This is a genomic window from Exiguobacterium profundum, from assembly GCF_042652865.1.
Taxonomy (GTDB): domain Bacteria; phylum Bacillota; class Bacilli; order Exiguobacteriales; family Exiguobacteriaceae; genus Exiguobacterium; species Exiguobacterium profundum.
Genome location: NZ_JBHSHG010000001.1, coordinates 1,669,816 through 1,687,986 on the forward strand (window position 1 = coordinate 1,669,816; position 18,171 = coordinate 1,687,986).

General features: G+C 48.4%; 19 protein-coding genes and 1 riboswitch. Of the genes, 2 read left to right on the forward strand and 17 right to left on the reverse strand.

The genetic code is table 11. The features are described from left to right. Positions 1-4: 4 nt before the first annotated feature. The 3 genes from ACFO4U_RS08495 to ACFO4U_RS08505 all read right to left on the reverse strand — a co-directional run bounded on the left by ACFO4U_RS08495 (position 5) and on the right by ACFO4U_RS08505 (position 3,169). Positions 5-1,210 carry an alpha-amylase family glycosyl hydrolase gene (locus tag ACFO4U_RS08495; protein WP_074035871.1) on the reverse strand — a complete coding sequence of 402 codons (1,206 nt, stop codon included), beginning with the start codon at positions 1,208-1,210 and terminating at the stop codon, positions 5-7. An 88-nt stretch (positions 1,211-1,298) separates the two neighbouring features. Next, positions 1,299-2,222: an LCP family glycopolymer transferase gene (locus ACFO4U_RS08500; protein WP_215243652.1), complete on the reverse strand. Its 924-nt coding sequence runs from the start codon at positions 2,220-2,222 to the stop codon at positions 1,299-1,301. Positions 2,223-2,323: 101 nt separating this feature from the next. Beyond that, positions 2,324-3,169: a YihY/virulence factor BrkB family protein gene (locus ACFO4U_RS08505; RefSeq protein ID WP_215243651.1), complete on the reverse strand. Its 846-nt coding sequence runs from the start codon at positions 3,167-3,169 to the stop codon at positions 2,324-2,326. Positions 3,170-3,295: 126 nt separating this feature from the next. Between ACFO4U_RS08505 and gnd the strand changes: the two genes are divergently transcribed. Further along, a complete protein-coding gene (gnd, locus tag ACFO4U_RS08510) occupies positions 3,296-4,180 on the forward strand; it encodes a phosphogluconate dehydrogenase (NAD(+)-dependent, decarboxylating) (RefSeq protein WP_215243650.1) in 885 nt (294 codons plus the stop codon). Between the two features lie 48 nt (positions 4,181-4,228). Here gnd and ACFO4U_RS08515 read toward each other — a convergent pair whose 3' ends face one another. The 9 genes from ACFO4U_RS08515 to ACFO4U_RS08555 form a co-directional block, all read right to left on the reverse strand. Beyond that, complete coding sequence (locus tag ACFO4U_RS08515) at positions 4,229-4,519, reverse strand: hypothetical protein (RefSeq protein WP_251131787.1); 291 nt, start codon at positions 4,517-4,519, stop codon at positions 4,229-4,231. Between the two features lie 28 nt (positions 4,520-4,547). Continuing rightward, a complete protein-coding gene (locus ACFO4U_RS08520) occupies positions 4,548-4,823 on the reverse strand; it encodes a hypothetical protein (RefSeq protein ID WP_251131786.1) in 276 nt (91 codons plus the stop codon). Between the two features lie 19 nt (positions 4,824-4,842). After that, entirely contained in the window at positions 4,843-5,457 is a 615-nt protein-coding gene (locus ACFO4U_RS08525; RefSeq protein WP_215243649.1) for a flavodoxin family protein, read from the reverse strand. Between the two features lie 106 nt (positions 5,458-5,563). Then, positions 5,564-6,580 carry a UDP-glucose 4-epimerase GalE gene (gene galE, locus ACFO4U_RS08530; RefSeq protein ID WP_074035865.1) on the reverse strand — a complete coding sequence of 339 codons (1,017 nt, stop codon included), beginning with the start codon at positions 6,578-6,580 and terminating at the stop codon, positions 5,564-5,566. A 41-nt stretch (positions 6,581-6,621) separates the two neighbouring features. Then, complete coding sequence (gene pelG, locus ACFO4U_RS08535) at positions 6,622-8,082, reverse strand: exopolysaccharide Pel transporter PelG (RefSeq protein WP_159562910.1); 1,461 nt, start codon at positions 8,080-8,082, stop codon at positions 6,622-6,624. Next, the gene (pelF, locus tag ACFO4U_RS08540) at positions 8,063-9,481 is read right to left on the reverse strand and encodes a GT4 family glycosyltransferase PelF (protein WP_215243648.1); all 1,419 of its coding nucleotides are present in this window, start codon (positions 9,479-9,481) and stop codon (positions 8,063-8,065) included. Before pelF ends, pelG begins: the two co-directional genes overlap by 20 nt. Next, positions 9,478-11,319, reverse strand: a complete 1,842-nt coding sequence (locus ACFO4U_RS08545) for a DUF2194 domain-containing protein (RefSeq protein ID WP_215243647.1) — start codon at positions 11,317-11,319, stop codon at positions 9,478-9,480. The genes pelF and ACFO4U_RS08545 overlap by 4 nt, the downstream gene beginning before the upstream one ends. Continuing rightward, complete coding sequence (locus ACFO4U_RS08550; protein WP_215243646.1) at positions 11,316-12,230, reverse strand: hypothetical protein; 915 nt, start codon at positions 12,228-12,230, stop codon at positions 11,316-11,318. The genes ACFO4U_RS08545 and ACFO4U_RS08550 overlap by 4 nt, the downstream gene beginning before the upstream one ends. Further along, a complete protein-coding gene (locus tag ACFO4U_RS08555) occupies positions 12,227-13,453 on the reverse strand; it encodes a hypothetical protein (protein ID WP_215243645.1) in 1,227 nt (408 codons plus the stop codon). The genes ACFO4U_RS08550 and ACFO4U_RS08555 overlap by 4 nt, the downstream gene beginning before the upstream one ends. A 69-nt stretch (positions 13,454-13,522) precedes the next feature. Continuing rightward, a riboswitch (cyclic di-GMP riboswitch) is annotated at positions 13,523-13,609 on the forward strand. A 40-nt stretch (positions 13,610-13,649) separates the two neighbouring features. On the opposite strand from ACFO4U_RS08555, the gene ACFO4U_RS08560 reads away from it, so the two are divergent. Then, entirely contained in the window at positions 13,650-14,507 is an 858-nt protein-coding gene (locus ACFO4U_RS08560; RefSeq protein WP_159562914.1) for an endo alpha-1,4 polygalactosaminidase, read from the forward strand. Between the two features lie 124 nt (positions 14,508-14,631). Here ACFO4U_RS08560 and ACFO4U_RS08565 read toward each other — a convergent pair whose 3' ends face one another. From ACFO4U_RS08565 to amaP, 5 genes are all read right to left on the reverse strand, one after another. Beyond that, a complete protein-coding gene (locus tag ACFO4U_RS08565) occupies positions 14,632-16,188 on the reverse strand; it encodes an FMN-binding glutamate synthase family protein (protein WP_215244175.1) in 1,557 nt (518 codons plus the stop codon). 78 nt (positions 16,189-16,266) lie between these two features. Then, positions 16,267-16,653 carry a DUF6075 family protein gene (locus ACFO4U_RS08570; protein ID WP_214690468.1) on the reverse strand — a complete coding sequence of 129 codons (387 nt, stop codon included), beginning with the start codon at positions 16,651-16,653 and terminating at the stop codon, positions 16,267-16,269. A 124-nt stretch (positions 16,654-16,777) separates the two neighbouring features. Continuing rightward, entirely contained in the window at positions 16,778-17,227 is a 450-nt protein-coding gene (locus ACFO4U_RS08575) for an Asp23/Gls24 family envelope stress response protein (protein ID WP_215243644.1), read from the reverse strand. A gap of 55 nt (positions 17,228-17,282) precedes the next feature. Then, positions 17,283-17,489 (reverse strand): DUF2273 domain-containing protein, encoded by a 207-nt coding sequence (locus ACFO4U_RS08580; protein WP_074035841.1) that lies wholly within the window; start codon positions 17,487-17,489, stop codon positions 17,283-17,285. Between the two features lie 12 nt (positions 17,490-17,501). Further along, positions 17,502-18,044 carry an alkaline shock response membrane anchor protein AmaP gene (gene amaP, locus ACFO4U_RS08585; RefSeq protein ID WP_215243643.1) on the reverse strand — a complete coding sequence of 181 codons (543 nt, stop codon included), beginning with the start codon at positions 18,042-18,044 and terminating at the stop codon, positions 17,502-17,504. Positions 18,045-18,171: the final 127 nt, after the last annotated feature.

An 18,171-nucleotide genomic window follows, 5' to 3' on the forward strand; every position in this document is an offset into this window, starting at 1 on the left:
GTGTTCACTCTCCATTGTGTGATTGTTTTAGCCAAACGTATTCATACGGGCGAAGCGTTACATTTGTCATCCATTCTTCTGTAAAGAGACTCGTCCCTTCACAATCCGTCTGCACCGTCTCTTCACTCATATTCGTCAATAACAGTAGGGTCTCCTCTTGATGCGTTCGCTTAACAGCGAAAACGCGCCGATCGAGATTTAGGACCTCTTGACCAATGTAAGGGGACAAGGCAGGGTGGAGTCGTTTCACATTCAATTGGCTCAATATCCCTTCATAAACACGAAGTCGATCCGGATCGCGTTTCAATGCTCGGACGAGATCTTCCTGTTCAACCGGTTGCGACACCCCAAATAAAGTTCGGTAATCAATCAACGGAATCCCTTGAAGCGACAACAATACACTGTGGGCTGCGAGAATCACATCTGGGTTAGTGTCCATCAGATTTTTCTCAAACGGATCACGTTCCGCTGAAGATAGGAAATTGAAATATGTTTGATTGGCTCTCAGTGAATGAACTTGTCTCGCCCAATCGGTCAATCGTGTCACATTGGCCTGCGCAAACGCTAAAATGACATGACTGGATAAGTCGAAATGACAGACGACGTCCGCCTCTTCCTCAAAGTTTAGGACTGAATCGACACGTTCATTGGCAACGATGAGCTGTGCATTCGGCTTATACGTATGCATAATCGTACGCCACAGTTTGAGGATGTGTTTGACTCGTTCCGGTTCTATTCCGCGAAACGACTCGACATGGACACGGATTTTCGTCGCTCCATACGCCAGACGTTCAATCAGTTCATCTGTTACGGTGACAAGGTCGAGTTGTGACTCATTCCATGCTTCAGGCGTCATCTCGTAAATCAAATCGAACTCATCGGTGAAACGTCCTAAGTCTTCGAACAATTGCACCCGCGAGTCGATGGCTGTGTCCTGTTGTTTCGTTTGATACGGAAACAGGGAGACGAGATAGAGATCACTCACCGTCGTTTGGACATGATCGGCTAACCATTGATGGAGAGCCTCGAGGTTCGCTCGTCCGTCAGTCAGGATAAAACCGGCATCCACCAACAAGACGTTTGTTTTTTCAGAAGGGCGTTCATGGTCGTGCCAACGATGATCCGACCACTTCTCAAACAACCGTTCCCACTTTTCTTGCGAGGTCTCCCCGAGTTCGAGGAGCACCTCTTCAATCGTTTCCCATTTCATGACTCATCCCTCCTTGGCATCTCTTTATTTCTCCCACTTTCCGTTTCATTTGAAACACAAAAAAACTGTCCGACTTGGGTCAGACAGTTTACTCCATCAATCGTTTCAACTCTTCCTGAACGCCATTCAACGAAGAAGATTCCGGATTCCAATAATAGATGCCGTCCCCCTCTAATCCGCCCGCACCCTCAAGCCGTAAGATACTCGCGTTGCGGAACGCGTTCATATAGTCCGTCGACAAAGAGACGAATTCATTGAGCTCGATATTCGTCTTCGCCTGATCGCCGACCACCTCGAGTAACGCGGTGACCTTGTCGAGTGAGAAGTCCGTCCGTCCTTTTTCGATGATGGCGGCGACGACATCACGCTGACGTTCTTGACGTCCGAAGTCACCGTTTGGATCGTTATAGCGCATCCGCGTGTAATCGAGTGCCGCTTCTCCGTCTAACGTCACCTCACCAACGGGAAACGTGTAATCTTCTGTCGAGAACGCAAATTTATTCATGACGGTAATGCCTCCGAGTGCATCCACGACGTCGCTGAATGCCTCCATATCCGTCTCGATGACATAATCGATTGGGATGTCGAGGAAATTCTCGACCGTATTCATTGCCATTTCGGCCCCACCGAACGCATAGGCATGATTGATCTTATCACGTGTCCCTTTCCCGACGATTTCAGTCTTTGTATCCCGGGGAATCGAGAGCATCGCTCCTTCATCAAGTTCCGGATTGAGTGTCAGCACGATGATTGAGTCACTCCGTCCCTGTTCGGTCCCGCGTCGGTCAATCCCAAGCAAGAGAATGGAAACAGACTCTTTGCGTTCAATGGTCTCGACCTGCTTGCGCTCTTTGCTGATTTTCAAGTTGTCATTCACTTGTGCGACGGTGTCATCGACTTCTTTTACCATTGACCAGACGAACGCGCCACCCGTGATGAGCACCAAGGCCATGACGCCTGCTACAACCCCTAGTACGATTTTCCACTTTGATGGCTTACGATGTTTCGCCATGCGACCACACCTTCTTCCGTGAAATAGTACTAGTTTATTCCCATGCCACGGGTTGTTTTAAAGCATGTTCACAAAGAATAATCACGATATCCCTTTTTTTGTTACGGGAAATGGGTCCGGGTCGGTTGGCGGGTCATATGGTAGGGCCATGCCGCATTGATTTCTGCCCCAATCAGCATCGTTGCTGCCGTCAGATAGAGCCAAATTTGTAGTAGAATCACCGCACCGATCGTGCCATATGTGTCCCCTAGAATCGAGAAGCGTTCGACATAGACACTGTATCCGGTCGACAGCAATTGCCACGAGATGACCGCAAACACGGCTCCGGGAAGTGTTTCGATGAACCGTACTCGCTGTTGTGGCGCGATTTTATAAAAGAGTGAGAACGCCATGATCAAGATGAGCGTCGAGACCGTATAGCGCGTCAGAGTCGACAAGCGGTCGAATTCTTCGACTTTTGGATAGAGGGCATAAATCAATTCGACAAATTCTTGACCGAATAGATGAAACACAATCAAGATGACCGCCCCGATGCTCCCTGCTAAAATCACGAGCAACCCGATCAACCGTCGGAAGATATAGCCGCGCGCTTCCGTCTCCCCATATGCGAACACTGTCAGCTTGACGAGTCGTGCCGTCCCGTTCGAGGCCGACCAAAACGCGATGATGGCACTGACTGATAACAGTCCACCGTTCAAATTTCCGCTCACGTCATAGACGATAGATAACAGTTCACGCACACTTGACCCTGGAATGAGTGTCTCAATCTGTTCGATGAGAAGCGCATCATCGATTTGAAACCATGCCATCACGGCGAAGAGGACAAAAAACGTCGGAAAGATGGCTAAAAACCAAAAAAACGCCAATGTGGCACTGTAGTCATTAATATGATGGTCTTTGAATCGATGCCTGACGTCTACGGTCAGTCGAAATACATTTTCAAACATCGCCACCCTCCTCTCATCACTGTTGCACTTATATCATTCTACATCTCGGGCAAGCTGTCCTTTTGAGCAATCGTTATTTCGGGTATGCCCTATAGAGGACTAAATCTTACAAATGGGGTGGAACGAATGGAAATCGGTATGATTGGACTTGGTAAAATGGGCCTCAATTTGGCTCTGAATTTGACAGACAATGGGCATCGTGTCGTCGGGTATGACCCGGGAAACGTATCGACGAGTCAATTTGAGACGAAAGCCTCTTTGCAGGAGATCGTTTCCGCGCTTCAAGCCCCTCGCGTCGTCTGGGTGATGGTGCCGGCGGGTGACGTGACCGAACACGTCTTGAACGACTTGCACAATCTTCTCTCGCCGGGCGACATCGTCATCGACGGAGGGAACTCGAACTATAAGGAATCGATGCGGCGTGCCGACCATTTCAAAGAAAAACTGATTTATTTCTTCGACGTCGGGACGAGTGGTGGGATGGAAGGTGCCCGTCACGGAGCGTGTACGATGATCGGAGGCGACTTGGAGGCGTTCGGAAAGATCGAGCAACTTTTCCAAGACGTCTCTACCGACCACGGTTATCTGTATGCGGGATCGAGTGGGAGTGGTCACTTTTTGAAGATGGTGCATAACGGGATTGAGTATGGAATGATGCAGGCGATTGCTGAAGGGTTCGAAGTGCTCGAGAAGAGCCCATTCGACTATGACTATGAGGATGTCGCGCGTGTGTGGAACCATGGCTCGGTCATTCGCTCGTGGCTCATGGAACTGACGGAGAGCGCCTTCTCGAAAGATGCGAAGCTCGACGACATCCGCGGGGTCATGCATGCATCCGGTGAAGGCAAGTGGACGGTCGAGACGGCACTCGAGTACGACGTCCCGACACCGGTCATCGCGCTCTCCCTCATGATGCGCCAACGTTCGCTTCAAGACGATACGTTCTCGGGCAAGGTCGTCGCGGCATTACGGAACGAGTTCGGTGGGCATGCGGTGGAGAAGAAAGAGTAAAGCACATTAATGAAGCCTCACCTAATTCTATCTAGGTGAGGCTCTTCTTTATAAACCAATTTCAGCAAAGTCAATAAATATTTCATGAACCAATTCTCCACTCCGATAGTATTGATTACATATTTGTCGGTTTACATAGTCAATTTCATAGTAAATGCCTAGTATGAATCTACAAACGTAATCAGGTAAATCTTGACCATCGTATTGCCAATCATCATTGTAACTCGATCTAGTCAACGCTATTATACGTTCTTTGTCCTTATTAATTTCTTGTTGCTGTTTTGAATTCTCTCGAATGACTTTTTTCATCTCAAGGGCGATTAAATTATCCTGTTTCAAATTTCCCCCTCGACTATGCACAATCAAATCACAAAGTTATATTCACTTGTTCGTATCGACCATTACGAATCCTCTTAATCCTTCTGCCTACATTTCTGTTGTATTCAACATCCACATAATATTTTCCATACTGAACATCTTTTCTAATCAAATCATTCAATGCAATTTGAAACTGACCACACATTGTTCTTTCAGAAACTTGACTCTCCAATAACCCAAGATGATCATTTAGAAAATTGCGATTAGCTTTCTCAAAGATATCAACCATTTGGACGTATTGAGTTGCATCCGGAAACGTATTCATAAGCGTTCATCCGTTTGCTTCATTCCATCGTATTCCCTTCTGCCGGAATCGGATGATTTTTTAGCATTCTCGCAAAATGGACGAGGTTATACGCCATCGTCTTTCCGTGAGACTTTGTGAATTCATTTTCCCGCCCGGCATCAAGGTACGAATCACCTGGTCCCGCTTCTCCGACCCAGTACGTGTCGACATTCGGCGGCACGGTGAAACCGATGTGGGACAATCCATATAGAATCGAAGCACAGGCGTGTTTCGCCCCATCCTCATTCCCCGTGACGACGACTCCACCGACCTTGTTGTAGTAAATCGCCTGTCCTGATTTGTTCGTCAGTCCGCTACCGCCATATAGCCGTTCGATCACTTGGGTGGCGACGCTACTCTTCTCCCCGAGCCAGAGTGGTGTCCCAATCACGACAATATTCGCGGCCTTCACTTTCTCAAAAATCTGTGGCCACTCGTCCCCATCCCCTTCATCTTCCGTCACACCGAACTTGACGTTGTAATCAACAATCCGAACAATCTCGGAGTCGACGTCGAGCGCATCGAAGTGCGGGATGATGTCACGAATCAATCCTTCCGTATGGGACGTCGTGTCTCCACCTTTTAGCGAACAGTTCAAAAACAAAGCTTTCATCCAATCCCTCCTAAGTAAATGACGTTCCATTAGGTGTTCCCGTTCGCTATCCTTTCTAATACAAAAAGAGACGACCATCGTGTGATGACCGCCTACTTCATAGGATTTATTCACTGTACCCTTTCGGATTATTCGATTGCCAACGCCAAGCGTCCCGACACATCGCTTCAATGTCATGTCGCACTTCCCAGCCAAGAATGGCCTTAGACTTTTGCGGGTCGGCAAATATCGCCGCGACGTCTCCGTCTCGTTTATCCGTGATTTGATAAGGAATCGTCTGTCCGCTCTCCTGTTGGAACGTTTGAAGCAAATCAAGGACGCTGTATCCTTTCCCTGTCCCGAGGTTGAACGCCTCCACCCCTTCATATTTCCCCACATACTCCAACGCCTTCAAATGACCAAGCGCCAAATCTACGACATGGATATAGTCGCGCACGCCTGTCCCGTCATGCGTCGGATAGTCATCCCCGAACACTTGAAGCTCTTTTAGACGCCCGGCCGCGACTTGTGTGATGTATGGCATCAAGTTGTTTGGGACATCGAACGGATCTTCGCCGATCGTCCCGGAGTCGTGCGCGCCAATCGGATTGAAATAGCGAAGAATCGCAATCGACCAAGACGAATCAGCTGTATAAAGGTCGCGCAATATCTCTTCGATCATCAGTTTCGTTCGTCCATATGGATTGGTCGCACTGAGCGGGAACGATTCATCGACCGGAGATGTGGTTGGGATTCCGTAAACGGTCGCCGATGAACTGAAGACGATACGTTTTATCCCAAATTGATTCATCATCCGTAACAAGACGAGCGTCCCAGCTACGTTGTTGTCATAGTAGTGAAGTGGTTGGCTGACGGATTCGCCGACTGCCTTTAGACCCGCGAAGTGAACGACCGCATGAATCGAGTGCGTGGAGAAGATTTCATCAAGCAATTCCTGATCTCGAATGTCGCCCACGTATAAGGTGACCGTCTTTCCAGTCAGGATCTCGATTCGCTGAATCGCCTCTTGTCGGCTATTGGACAAGTTGTCCAAAATGACGACTTCGTATCCTTCCTCAAGCAATTGCACCGTCGTGTGTGTCCCGATATACCCCGCGCCACCTGTCACAAAAATTGTTTTCATGTGCTTCACCCCATTTTCTGAAAGTTCATCTGCTGCGATTGTTAAGCCGAGCGATCATTGAGCCAGTCCCCGACACGACGGAATGTATCCGTACGCGGAGGTGTTTCGCTTCGGCTAAACGTGTGATAATCAATCTCGGATACATATCGAATCAAGCGAATGAGTGAGAACGCGAACGCAATCGTGCAACCAATCGCAAAACTAAGACCGTAACTGTCTGGTCCAAGTGGTAATAGCAAGAACGTCAACCCTGCATTCATCGTGATGAAGAGTGCCGATGTATACGCCGCTCCCCGATGATCTTCAAAATAGAGCAGGACGAGCGTGAGAACGAGCACCATGGCGTTTGAAAAGGCACCAATCGTCGTCATTTGAAAGACATCCCGAATCTCAGGTGACAGACCTAGTAGCGGGAACAAGACGGCCGCGAACAGAATAAAGAGAAGCGACACGAGCCCTTGATTTCGGAACAGTCGTTGCAACTCTTGTCGTAAGACGAGGAGCATGGCCGCTTTCGAGCGTTGAATCTGTTGGTACGTCCCACCTTCGTTCACGTATCCATAAAACACGCGATACCGCTCATAAAAACGCGTCTCGACCGACACAACGAATATCGTCATCGTCGGAATGATCGTCAAATAAGAGAGGAAGATAGCTGTGTCATAGATCGGATGATAGCGGAATGTGTCGAGGTGGACACTCCCTCCTTCCGCGAACCAGATGATCCATGTGCCGACCCAGATCCCGATGTTATAGAGAAAACTGGTCCAAAAGAGTGCCGGGTAGCGGTCAAAATAGCGATAGAACGAGAACTGACCGACCGTACTCCGGTTTGGGAACGTAAGGAGCATCGATGTGAACAAGCCGAACAACGTGACGACAAGACCGAGTGTCATACTCGCTGTCAACGCGAAGCTCTTCATGTAGGACTCCGTCAAATATTGCATCAAGAACTGGTCCGTGATGAGGACCGCGGCGACTGAGACGATGCCACCGGCCACAAAGCTATAAGCTACCGCCTGATAGAACTTGGCCGCACTGAGGAACAAGAAATGTACCCAAATGAGGTTGACCGTCATGAATAGGACGAATGCCAACGCGTTCAATAAAGCAGGGAGTTCAGAGAACATAAGGAAGATAGCGAACAACAGCGACGCGATGGCGACCGTCGTCTTCATCATCCCGATGAACGCCGGGAAGATGTCTTCATATCGTTTCTCATAAAAACAATCCGCCAAGTACCTCGTGACGACGAGCTGCTGCACGCCGAGAACGACTTGCGAAAAAATAAAACTGTAAGAGACGATCAAATTGAACGTCGTGCGTTCTTCGAGTGTGGCGATAGATAGATAGCTCGTCAGCCACTGCATGAGGGCAATCGTGACGATGACGATCAGCCATGGTCCTGATGTGACGAGCCCGGCAAATGCATATGCTTTGATTCGTGAAGAGAAGTAGTCTTCTTGAAACAACTGTTGTAACTTAAACCCGATGCCCGCCATATACCGCTCTCCTCTCTTCATATAAGTGTAGATATGCATCGATAAACTGATCGGTGCGATAGTACGTCTCGACTCGCTGTTGCCCGTTTCGTCCGAGTCGGCGCGCATCTTCACGATTTTGATGGAACCAGACGCAACGCTCTGCGATTCGCCGTGGATTGACCGGCGGAACGACAAATCCGGCCGGACCGAACGGTTCATCCGGTCGCCCGTTCACGAGTTCCGCACAGGCCCCGACGTCCGTCACAATCCACGGGACACCGGCGGCCATACCTTCTAGTACAGCAAGCGGTTGTCCCTCGGAGATACTCGTCAACAAACAAACATCGAATTCGGGAAGGTGTTGTCGAATATCGACTTTTCCGACCATTAAGACGGACTGTTCAAGCTCGAGTTGCCGAATGAGCATCTCGCACTCCGCCGCATACTCCTTATCCTCATCAAGTGGTCCCATAATGGTCAGTTCGAACGGGACGAGCATGTCTTGTAACAGTTTCGCCGCATAAATCATGGTTTTAATATCTTTGATTGGAACAACGCGAACGATGGCACCGATTCGTAGTTTATCCACTCCCGGCACATGCCCGAGAGCAGACAAGCCCGTCACGTCAATCCCGTTCGGAATGATGCTCAATTTCTCAACAGGTGCCCCGAGCTGACGTTGCAACTCGCCGTTTCGTTCAAAGAGTGTGATGACGTCATCTGCCTTTCGGTACGCTTCCCGGGAAATGTGGTGGAAGAACTGAATCCAATGGGAGCGAAACTCAGCCGGAATCCAAGATGCCTGTAACAGTTCTTCTTCCCGTTCACGCGAATAGATGCCGTGTTCAGTCAAAAGAAACGGAATGTTTTGTCGTTCTTTCATCGCACTCGCAATCAGACCCGCGTATCCGGTCGAGGCCGCGTGCACGAGGTCAACTTGCGGTAATTCAGCTTGGAGCAAATCAAGGACTGGCGCGTACATACTGCGCCACATCCAAAAGTAATCGATGAACGAACCGGCCTGCCCTTCTTCTTGATAACTCTCCGTGACGAGCTGATAGAAGAGACGACTCGAGAAGAATTGTTCTGGTGTCCCGATTTGATTTTCAAGAATCGGATAGATGGACGAATCGACTTGACCGAATGTCATCCACGTCTTGATTCGCTCCCGTTCCGCTTCCGATAACGCTTCCGGTCGACGTTTACGTGTCGCCCGTTGATTAAGGGCGAGCGTGGTGACACCTGTGACGTTCTTCGGTAACGTATAGCGATAATCTGCCTCTGTCTTCGGATTCGGCATGATTGAGATAATCTCAAACTCATGCATCGGCATCTGTTCCATCAGCATATGAACCCAGCTCGATACGCCGCCGCTCACATATGGATAACTCCCTTCAACAACAATTCCTATTTTCATGGACGATCCTCCAATATCGGGAGACGAATGGACGTCTCTCTCAATTCAACTTGATACAATGTACCATTCTCACCAAACGGCTGGACTTCACCAAAATCGAACCTCCCTGTATCGAGACGTTTCCCGGGTTGCACACGAACGAGTAACGTCGACGGAACAGGTAGTTGTTGAGCATTGATATCGATGGCATCATTCGTGTAAGCCACATCGATTTGCGCATCTTGATAAAGCTTGTATTTCCGATACGCATCATACTGACTCAAGCCCTCGAGATGTGGATATTTGGAGTAGAGTGTCTGGAACAGACCCCCAAACGATTCTTTCATGATCTCCCACCCTTTCCCTTTCGAGCGATAGTCATCTAACACATCATCCGGGTGAATGAAATGGGAAACGAGCCCGAAGTTGGCAACAGCGTCGATCACAACAAATAGGTCATCCGGTGTCTCGTTGTATCCGCTCGACACGCGAGGGAAATCGTACAAGTTCGGATAGACCGGGTCGGGTCCGAACTCTTGAATGTAACTTCCTTTTGTCGCATCTCCGCTGTAGAGTCCTGCGACAATCAGCCCTTTCGGAAACTTCTCGTTCAACACTTCAAGTCCGGATTGACCGATGATGTTCGATGGTGGCACATAGCTGCGGATCCGCTCATTCGGCAAGTAATAGTCAAACGCCTCAACGACACGGTCAATGGCGGAACGCATATCTTCCTGACTGTCCCATTTTGTATATCCAAGCTCCGGGTCCATCACTTCATCTCCCATGACGAGTGGCTGGTGGTTGAACCCGTGTAGCCCGACTTCCCCATTCGTTTGGAGTAAACCGCGACCATATTCGAGCATCGGTGCCCGAATTTTTTCGATGAGCTGTTCTGTCGTCTCTTCATTCGTCGCTTTATAACTGCCGATCAGGAAACCAGAATAAGTGACGTCGTAGTCAGCACCGATTTGCTTCATGTCTTTCCACCAAATCTCTGAGAAGAACTCTTTGATGGACAAATCATATTCTTTCGTGATGACCGGATTCGAATAATTTGGTACCGGTGCCGGGAAGTCGTCAAGGTGAACGACCTTGATGCCAGCTTGTGGCATGACGAACGCTGGGAACAGCATCGAAAGCGTCTGCACCATCAAGCCGCGTGAGTTCTTATCCGTCAACGACGTCGTATTCCAAAACATCACTTCGCCCTTCCCATAAGGAGACTGCCATAATATTGGTTCGTTTTTGGCAGAAATGAGGACGTCCGCCTCTTCTTTCAGTTTGACGTCAGCAATGCTGTGGACGAATAACCCTGAGTCTTGAGGCAAGTCGACATACCCAGGGAAAATTTCTTGTTCGAAAATCAACCCGTTGACTCCATCTTTAAAGTCCCCAAAATCGCTTACGCCGACCAGGTCTGCCCAGTCTTGATCGATGAATCGTCCGGCAACGTAGAGCCGTCCACCTTTTTCAACGAAGGACCGAATTGCCTCGTACGGCCATGATTTCGTATTTTCCCCGCTGACGACGAGAACGTGTCGTGGAGAAGGCTCAATCGATGCGATGGCCTCTGCTTCAATCGAGGTATAAGGCAACTTGGCATAGTCGAGCGCATATTTAAAGTTATTCAAAACAGCTGTCGACAAATCGCCGTCATTCTGATGGATGTAGATTTGAACCGGATCCCCCTCCACCGCTCTCACCTCACCCGCGAGTGTCGTAAAGGATTTCGGCTCATGTGCTTCTTTTGGGATGAGCCGATGACCATAGTCAAGCCGTAAAAACTGGACGACGACAATCATCGCGATGAGTAAAGAGAACAAAGACGCGATATACGTCGTAATCGATTTATTCATATATGGGCACCTTCTAACTGTTGAATGACAAAGCGATAGTCCTCCGGAATGTCTTGCAAATCGAGATGTTGATGCAGGCGGTCGAGGGTCGGACGTAGGGACGTCCAATCGCCGTTCGTCATGTGGTGTTCAATCAACATGACATATCCATCGGGTACTTTTGGATGATAAAGGGTGAGCGCCTCAGCCAATCGTTCTCCCGTTTCCAAGTCACCCGAGCGGAACGAGAGGCGGGCTTTCGTGCGTAAGTACGTTTCGTCTGTTTCGTCGTACTCACTCAATTGATCGAGGTGAAATAATATCCGTTGCTGGATGCGCATTTGCATATCATGATCCAAGAGACCGCTATCTAAGAACGAAATTCCGGTTTCAATTACCGGATAAATCGTCTCCGGTCGCTCCGGATTCACTTGTGCGATTCGCTGTTTTAACATCAAATCGTATCGGTCGAACAGTGTGTTTCGGACGGTCGCTGCATAGTGGACCGTTTCCGTATCCTCGTGTTCGAGACCTAAGTGTAAATATTCTTCTGTATTCATGAGCGGTGTCGACATGAGTTGTGTGATCGATTGTTTCCGCTTGTTCCCGTCCATCTGTAAGGCTTCCGTCAATGGGACGAGATCTAAATCTTCTTTCGCCTGTTGCTGCAAGCGTTCTAAGTTGACCGTCTCAAAGTTGATGTACTCATCGTAGTCGAGAAGCGTCTTCGGTGAGGCGAAGCGTCGGGCAATCACATATCCAATCAAACCAAACAGTTCTCCGACAATCGGGATGACGGCACTGACGAGAAATATCGAGAGCCAGACTCCCTTTTCCGTCGCATCGACTTTCGGTCGTACAATCAGTCGATACAAGACGAAAAGGACCGTCGCATGCAGAAGGAAGAAAAGAAGAATCATCCAACTGGTCATAGGCGTTTCCCACCTTTCACATAGAAGACATGCTCAATCCGTTCCTTGAATCGTTCGGCTGATTCAACCGGTGTACCTGGGAGGAGAAAATGAAGGATGCGATCGTCTTCGTCATATCCGATAACGTCAATTTCACGCATCGACTGTCTCAAAATCAATTCCATTTCAATCAATGACAAGTCCACACCCTCTACAGGCAATGTGACCGTACTATACGGTTGACCATATTGCTCATGACGAAGTACTTGTTGGGCCACTTTTTGTTCGAATGCTTCCATACGGAACATGTGCGTCCCGTCGACGAGTTGGTCGCTGACGAGCATCCATTCGAGGGCATCGGCCTTTTCAATGCGCGTTCCCGTCCAATCCAAGACGAGTTTCATCATGTTCATCTCATGACTACGTAAGCGTAAGATATCGATTTCATGGACGACCAAGACTTCCTTCACCGTTCCTTCATAACAAATCGGTGCAACGAGAAGCGGTCCATCTAGCTCATCTGCTAAACGAAGCGTCGGCTTTTTCGATTGGAACATCCGTGCGAAAATTCCCTCCTCCGAATCGATGAAAAGCGTCTGGGGCAAACGTTCTACCTCTCCGGAACGGACATGAAGACGGAGTGTGCGCCGCGATGCATCCACATGATATAAAGCGAGTTGACGAGTACGGAAGACACGCGTGAACGTTCCAATTAAATGATCACGTACTAAAGCGGTCGCATCCTGATCAAGTTGTAGTCCAATCTCATAAATTTTTGAGAGCGTATAAGTCGAGTCGAGCACCCGCTTCCGCATCTCCCCTTGCGACTCTTGTAGTTGTTGTATCGTCTGTTTCAGTTGTTCGTTCTCATCAATCACTTCTTCTTGACGAATGTGGAGCGACTGGTAACGCTCCCGATAAGAAGTACTGAAGACACCCGCACTAAGCGCGACGAAGAAGTGTAGCAAAATCCAAGCCAGTTCATTCGTATCGTAAAGGAATAAGAGCAAGTCTGAGCCTTCCATCAAGAGGAATGAGAAATGGTAGAGACTCGTCAACGCGAAACTGACGAAGGCACCGAGCAAACCATATCGTAAAGAAAACAGGAGGATATAAAAAATTAACGGGTCAATCGCCCAATCTGACAAAGAAAGACTAAATGTATAGTCCAAAATGCCGATAAGTAAAATAGTCACAATCATTTCAATCCATTTGATGGATGTGCGGTGTTGGGTATAAATCATAGTGTCACTCATTCCTTTACGTGGTATTTTAGTAGTAGGACTTTCAATGGATTGTCGACAAAAATTTCATATCGAGACGGGCAAACTTACTGAAAAGTAAGGGCGCAAAGACATGGGTCGTCGATCTTTTTAGATACCGATCGCCAGTCTGCAATAGCCGCAGCCGCTCTCTGATAACTATCAGGAGGGTTTTTTTATGGGTATTTTCTCAGCCAAACGAATCGTGACCATCTGTTGTGCATTTCTCGTTGGATTGGCGTTTTTGACGCCGCAACAAGCGGTCGCTAAAGCGAGCAATCCGCTCGCAAACGTCGAATCGTACAAAATTTATTACGATATGCCGACAAAGACCAAAATTAAAAAGATGCAACAGTATGACCTTGTCATCATCGAGCCTGTTTATTATACTGCAGCGCAAATCAAAGAGTTACAGAAATATGGGACAAAAGTGTACGGCTACATCAACACGATGGAAGCTGACAATTGGAACGTCGATTTCATCAGTCAGATGAACGAGTCGGACTTCTTCCACCGCAACGGACAACGTGTTCATTATGCGGAATGGGATTCTTATTTAGTCGATATGACGTCAACCCACTATCGTGAGTTGTTGACGCGTGAAGTGGAGAAACAAATCGTCGCCAAAGGATTGGATGGTGCGTTCTTAGATACCGTCGGCAACATCGATAATGAGCACTCGGAACAACCGACCATTTTAAAAGCGCAACGTGACGGGATGAGTCAGTTCATGAAGACGATCAAATCCAATCACCCTTCCCTTTCTCTCATTCAAAACTGGGGATTTGCGACATTGAAGACGTATACGTATCCATATGTGGATGGCGTGATGTGGGAAAGCTTCAACTACACGACCGTAGCAAAAGATCAATGGTCAAAAGACCGCATCCAAGAGTTGCGTGACCTTGATACACGTTACGGGATCAAAGCGTTGACCGTGTCTTCGAAACAACGTCCAAAGAGCGCGGCGTATGCTGAAAAAAATGGCTTCATCCATTTCCATTCAAACGCTTCGTTAGATTATAATAAATTCTGACTTTCATTTACATGATTGTACAAGTATCTGGTAGTTTCTACAATGGAAATGCTAAAAAAACATCCCACGTGTATGCCTTCTTTATCGGCAGATTCGTGGGATGTTTTGATAGATTCACTTCATTCTAGTGAGATAAATCATAGCCTGTCCGAACACGGCCATCCGGTTCTTGATACACCACATGATCTAATGACAGTTCCGTCGGCGATTGAACGCCTGCCGCAGCCGTCATATTGTACAGCCCTTCCCGGAGCGAGATGATGTAGTTCGTCACCCGAAAACTTTTCTCATCGACAACGAGGGCACGCTGCAGTTTCGGGTCAGTCGTCGCGACACCGACCGGACAGCGATTCGTATGGCAAACCTGTGCCTGGATGCACCCGACATTGAACATAAGTCCGCGAGCGATATTGACGAGGTCTGCGCCGAGCGCGAGTGCGATGGCTATCTTATCCGCCGTGATGAGTTTCCCAGAGGCGAACAGTTTGACTCGGTCTCGCAAACCGTGCTCGATGAGAAGGTGATGCACGTAAGGGAGCGCCGCCTTCAGCGGTAAACCGACTGTATCCGCAAGCTCTTGATACGTCGCACCCGTACCCCCTTCACTCCCGTCGATGGTGATGAAGTCAGGTACAATTTGAGATTTCTCCATCTCTCGGACGAGCGAGTCGATGTCTTGCAACTTCCCAACTACAAGTTTGATGCCGACCGGCTTCCCACCGATTTCACGTAACCTCTCAACAAATGCCAACAATTCCACATGGGTGTGAAATTCAGAGAAGCGGTTCGGGCTGTCAATGGTTTCCCCGACTCGTACATGACGGATTTGGGCAATCTCCTCGGTCACTTTCGATCCGTCGATATGTCCACCACGTGTCTTCGCGCCTTGGGCAAGTTTCAGTTCGAACGCTTTCACTTGCGGAAGATCACTCTTTTGTTTGAACGCCTCGACTGAAAACCTACCGTCTTCATCCCTTACACCGAAGAGCGCCGGTCCAATCTGACAGATGATATCGACGTTCCCTTTTAAATGATAATCGGACAATCCGCCCTCCCCCGTGTTCATCCACGTACCACCCGCACGACCGAGCCCAATCGAGAGGGCTGTGATGGCCCTGTCTCCAAGCGATCCGAAACTCATGGCCGACTGACCGACAAGCCCTCGAACGTAGAACGGTTCCCGACACGTCTCTTTCCCGATGATGATGATATCTTCTTCTGTTAATAAGTACGGGGAGATGTCTCGTTCGACGAGATGCTCTTTTCGGGTAAAGAGATTGTCTTCATCGAGTTCATACACCCACGTCGATACCTTGGTTGAATTGTCGATGCGTAGCTCGTTCCGGTTCGTCGGGTAGAGGGCATTCTGAAGATAAAATCCGCCTGCCTCAAAGTCTCGCTCCGAACCGAATCCGATGATGCGCGACTTATATTTCCCGGCAATGACGGCCGCCTCGTACTCGTTCCGCGAGAACGGCTTCGCCTCATTGTCGTTCAAGAACAAGTATTGCCGAAGTTCAGGTCCCATCTTCTCAAATATATAGCGCAACTTTCCGAGAATCGGGAAATTACGAAGGACGGAATGTTCGCGCTGGTTCCGGTCACGCCGCCACAGATAAAAAATCAAGAGCGGTGGCGTAATCATAATGAGCAACATGAGAATCAGTACAATGGTTAACATCGATGTAGTGAGTGACACGCATTTACCTCCTCTATAGCTCGACAAAAAACACCCTGTTTCCAACAAAACAGGGTGTCATCAGTCGCTCGGGATTGTAATCTCATCAAATTGCTCATTTCTACATAACGTAATGCCTTGCATCGCCAGTTTATAGTCCTCTTCCGGCAAGGCGATCAACTCGGTCGGAAGCACCCATTCTTTCGAGTTATATAAATGGATAACCAATTTGACGAGGACGAGCGTCTCTTTCGTGAATGTGTTCTCGTCGATAATTTGAGCTGTTCGAATCACCCCTGTTTGTAGGTCAATATAAGGAAGCAACATGTCACGGACGCAATCATTCCCGGCGATGACGTACAGGGCGGCGAAATATTTTCGGTCGACGCTGCCCGGGTCTTCTAAGTGTCTCGCAAGTTGCTTAAACGTCTCATAATGCTTCGGTGAAAAAAATTCAATGTTGTGCATGGCGTTTTCCTCTCATCTCTAGGGCTTCCGTCTATCTTTAGTAATTCCACGATTCTCCAGGAACTAACCCTTTTCTACTCAAACAAAACCTGGACCTTTTGAGAGGTCCAGGTCAGCGTTTCGGTTATACAAGGTCGCGTGACGGCTCCGCTTCAGCGTCGTTCGATTTGCTCTTCGCTTCGAATTCCTCACGTGTCATGACGTCCTCGACGTGCATATTCACCTCGACAACTTCAAGACCAGTCATATCGTTCATCGCCTTCTTGATTTTTGTGACGGTCTCATTGAAGACGGACGGGATGTTTTTTCCGTATTCGACGATGACACGCAAATCGAGCGCGACTTGCTTCTCTCCGACTTCAGCGCCGATTCCTTTCGTGATGTCCTCTGCGCTGCGGAAGCGATCTGTCAATCCGCTCATAAAGCCACCGCTCATCGACAAGATTCCTTGGACTTCACTCGTCGCGAGACCTGCGATTTTTTTGATGACTTGTTCCTCGAACGTCAATTTGTTTTGTCGTGCCTGTTGTTCGTTCGTTTCATTCGTTGTTACGTTTAAGTTTTCGTTTGCCATGATTCATGCTCTCCTTTTTTGTGTATGAGTCTGTTTTACCGATTGGCCACGAGGGTCAATCTCGTGTGAAGAATGTGATCCATTCCTCGATACGCAGTGCACCGTCACGCCATTTCCCGATTAGAAAACCAATCAATGTGAGCGTCACAATGAGAAGTGTCGGCCCAAATCCGAGCGTCAGGAACAGTACCGCGATGATGAGACCGATCAATGCCCCGACGAGTCGGAAGCGATAAGGTTTTAGTTGGGTTTTCGTAGCCATCACAGCACCTCCTTATATGACGCGCTCAGACGTCTTGAGCTTCGTATCGTGGATATTCAATGTCACATCTGCTACCGGCACTTCCATCAACGATTCAATCCGCTCTTTCACATGTGTCTGAATGTCTTTACCGAGAGTCGGTAACCTTTCGCGATTGAACACGGCGCAGTCGATGAAGACGCGGACACGTTCTCGCTTTGAGTCGATGTCGACGCTTACGTTCGGTGTACGCAGTCCTTGAAATTGTTTCAATGACTCGTATACCGATTTTTCAATCGTCTCTTTTGAGACAGTGATTCGACCTTCACCGGTCTGAATCGTGTAACGCTTTGGTTTCGGCCTTGCAATCAGTCCCGTCATCAGCATGATGAGGAAGATCACAGCCAGGAATATCCCAATCGTTAAAATCGTATAGATATACCAGTCTTGTGTTTGCCATTGATCTGTATATTGGGTGAGTTGTGGGACATCGTAGACGCCAAGCAATAGAATACCTACACTTAGCAACCCGACGATGCCCGTTAAGACCAAGAGGGCTCGATTTAATCCATTCATCTCAACAATCTCCTTTTTCATTCACATCATTCATGTTGCGAACCCTTGATTCAGAATCGCAATACCAATCGGTAGTCGTAGTGATTCCCGCTCATCTGAACTTGAAACATCTTAACCTGTAAAAAAT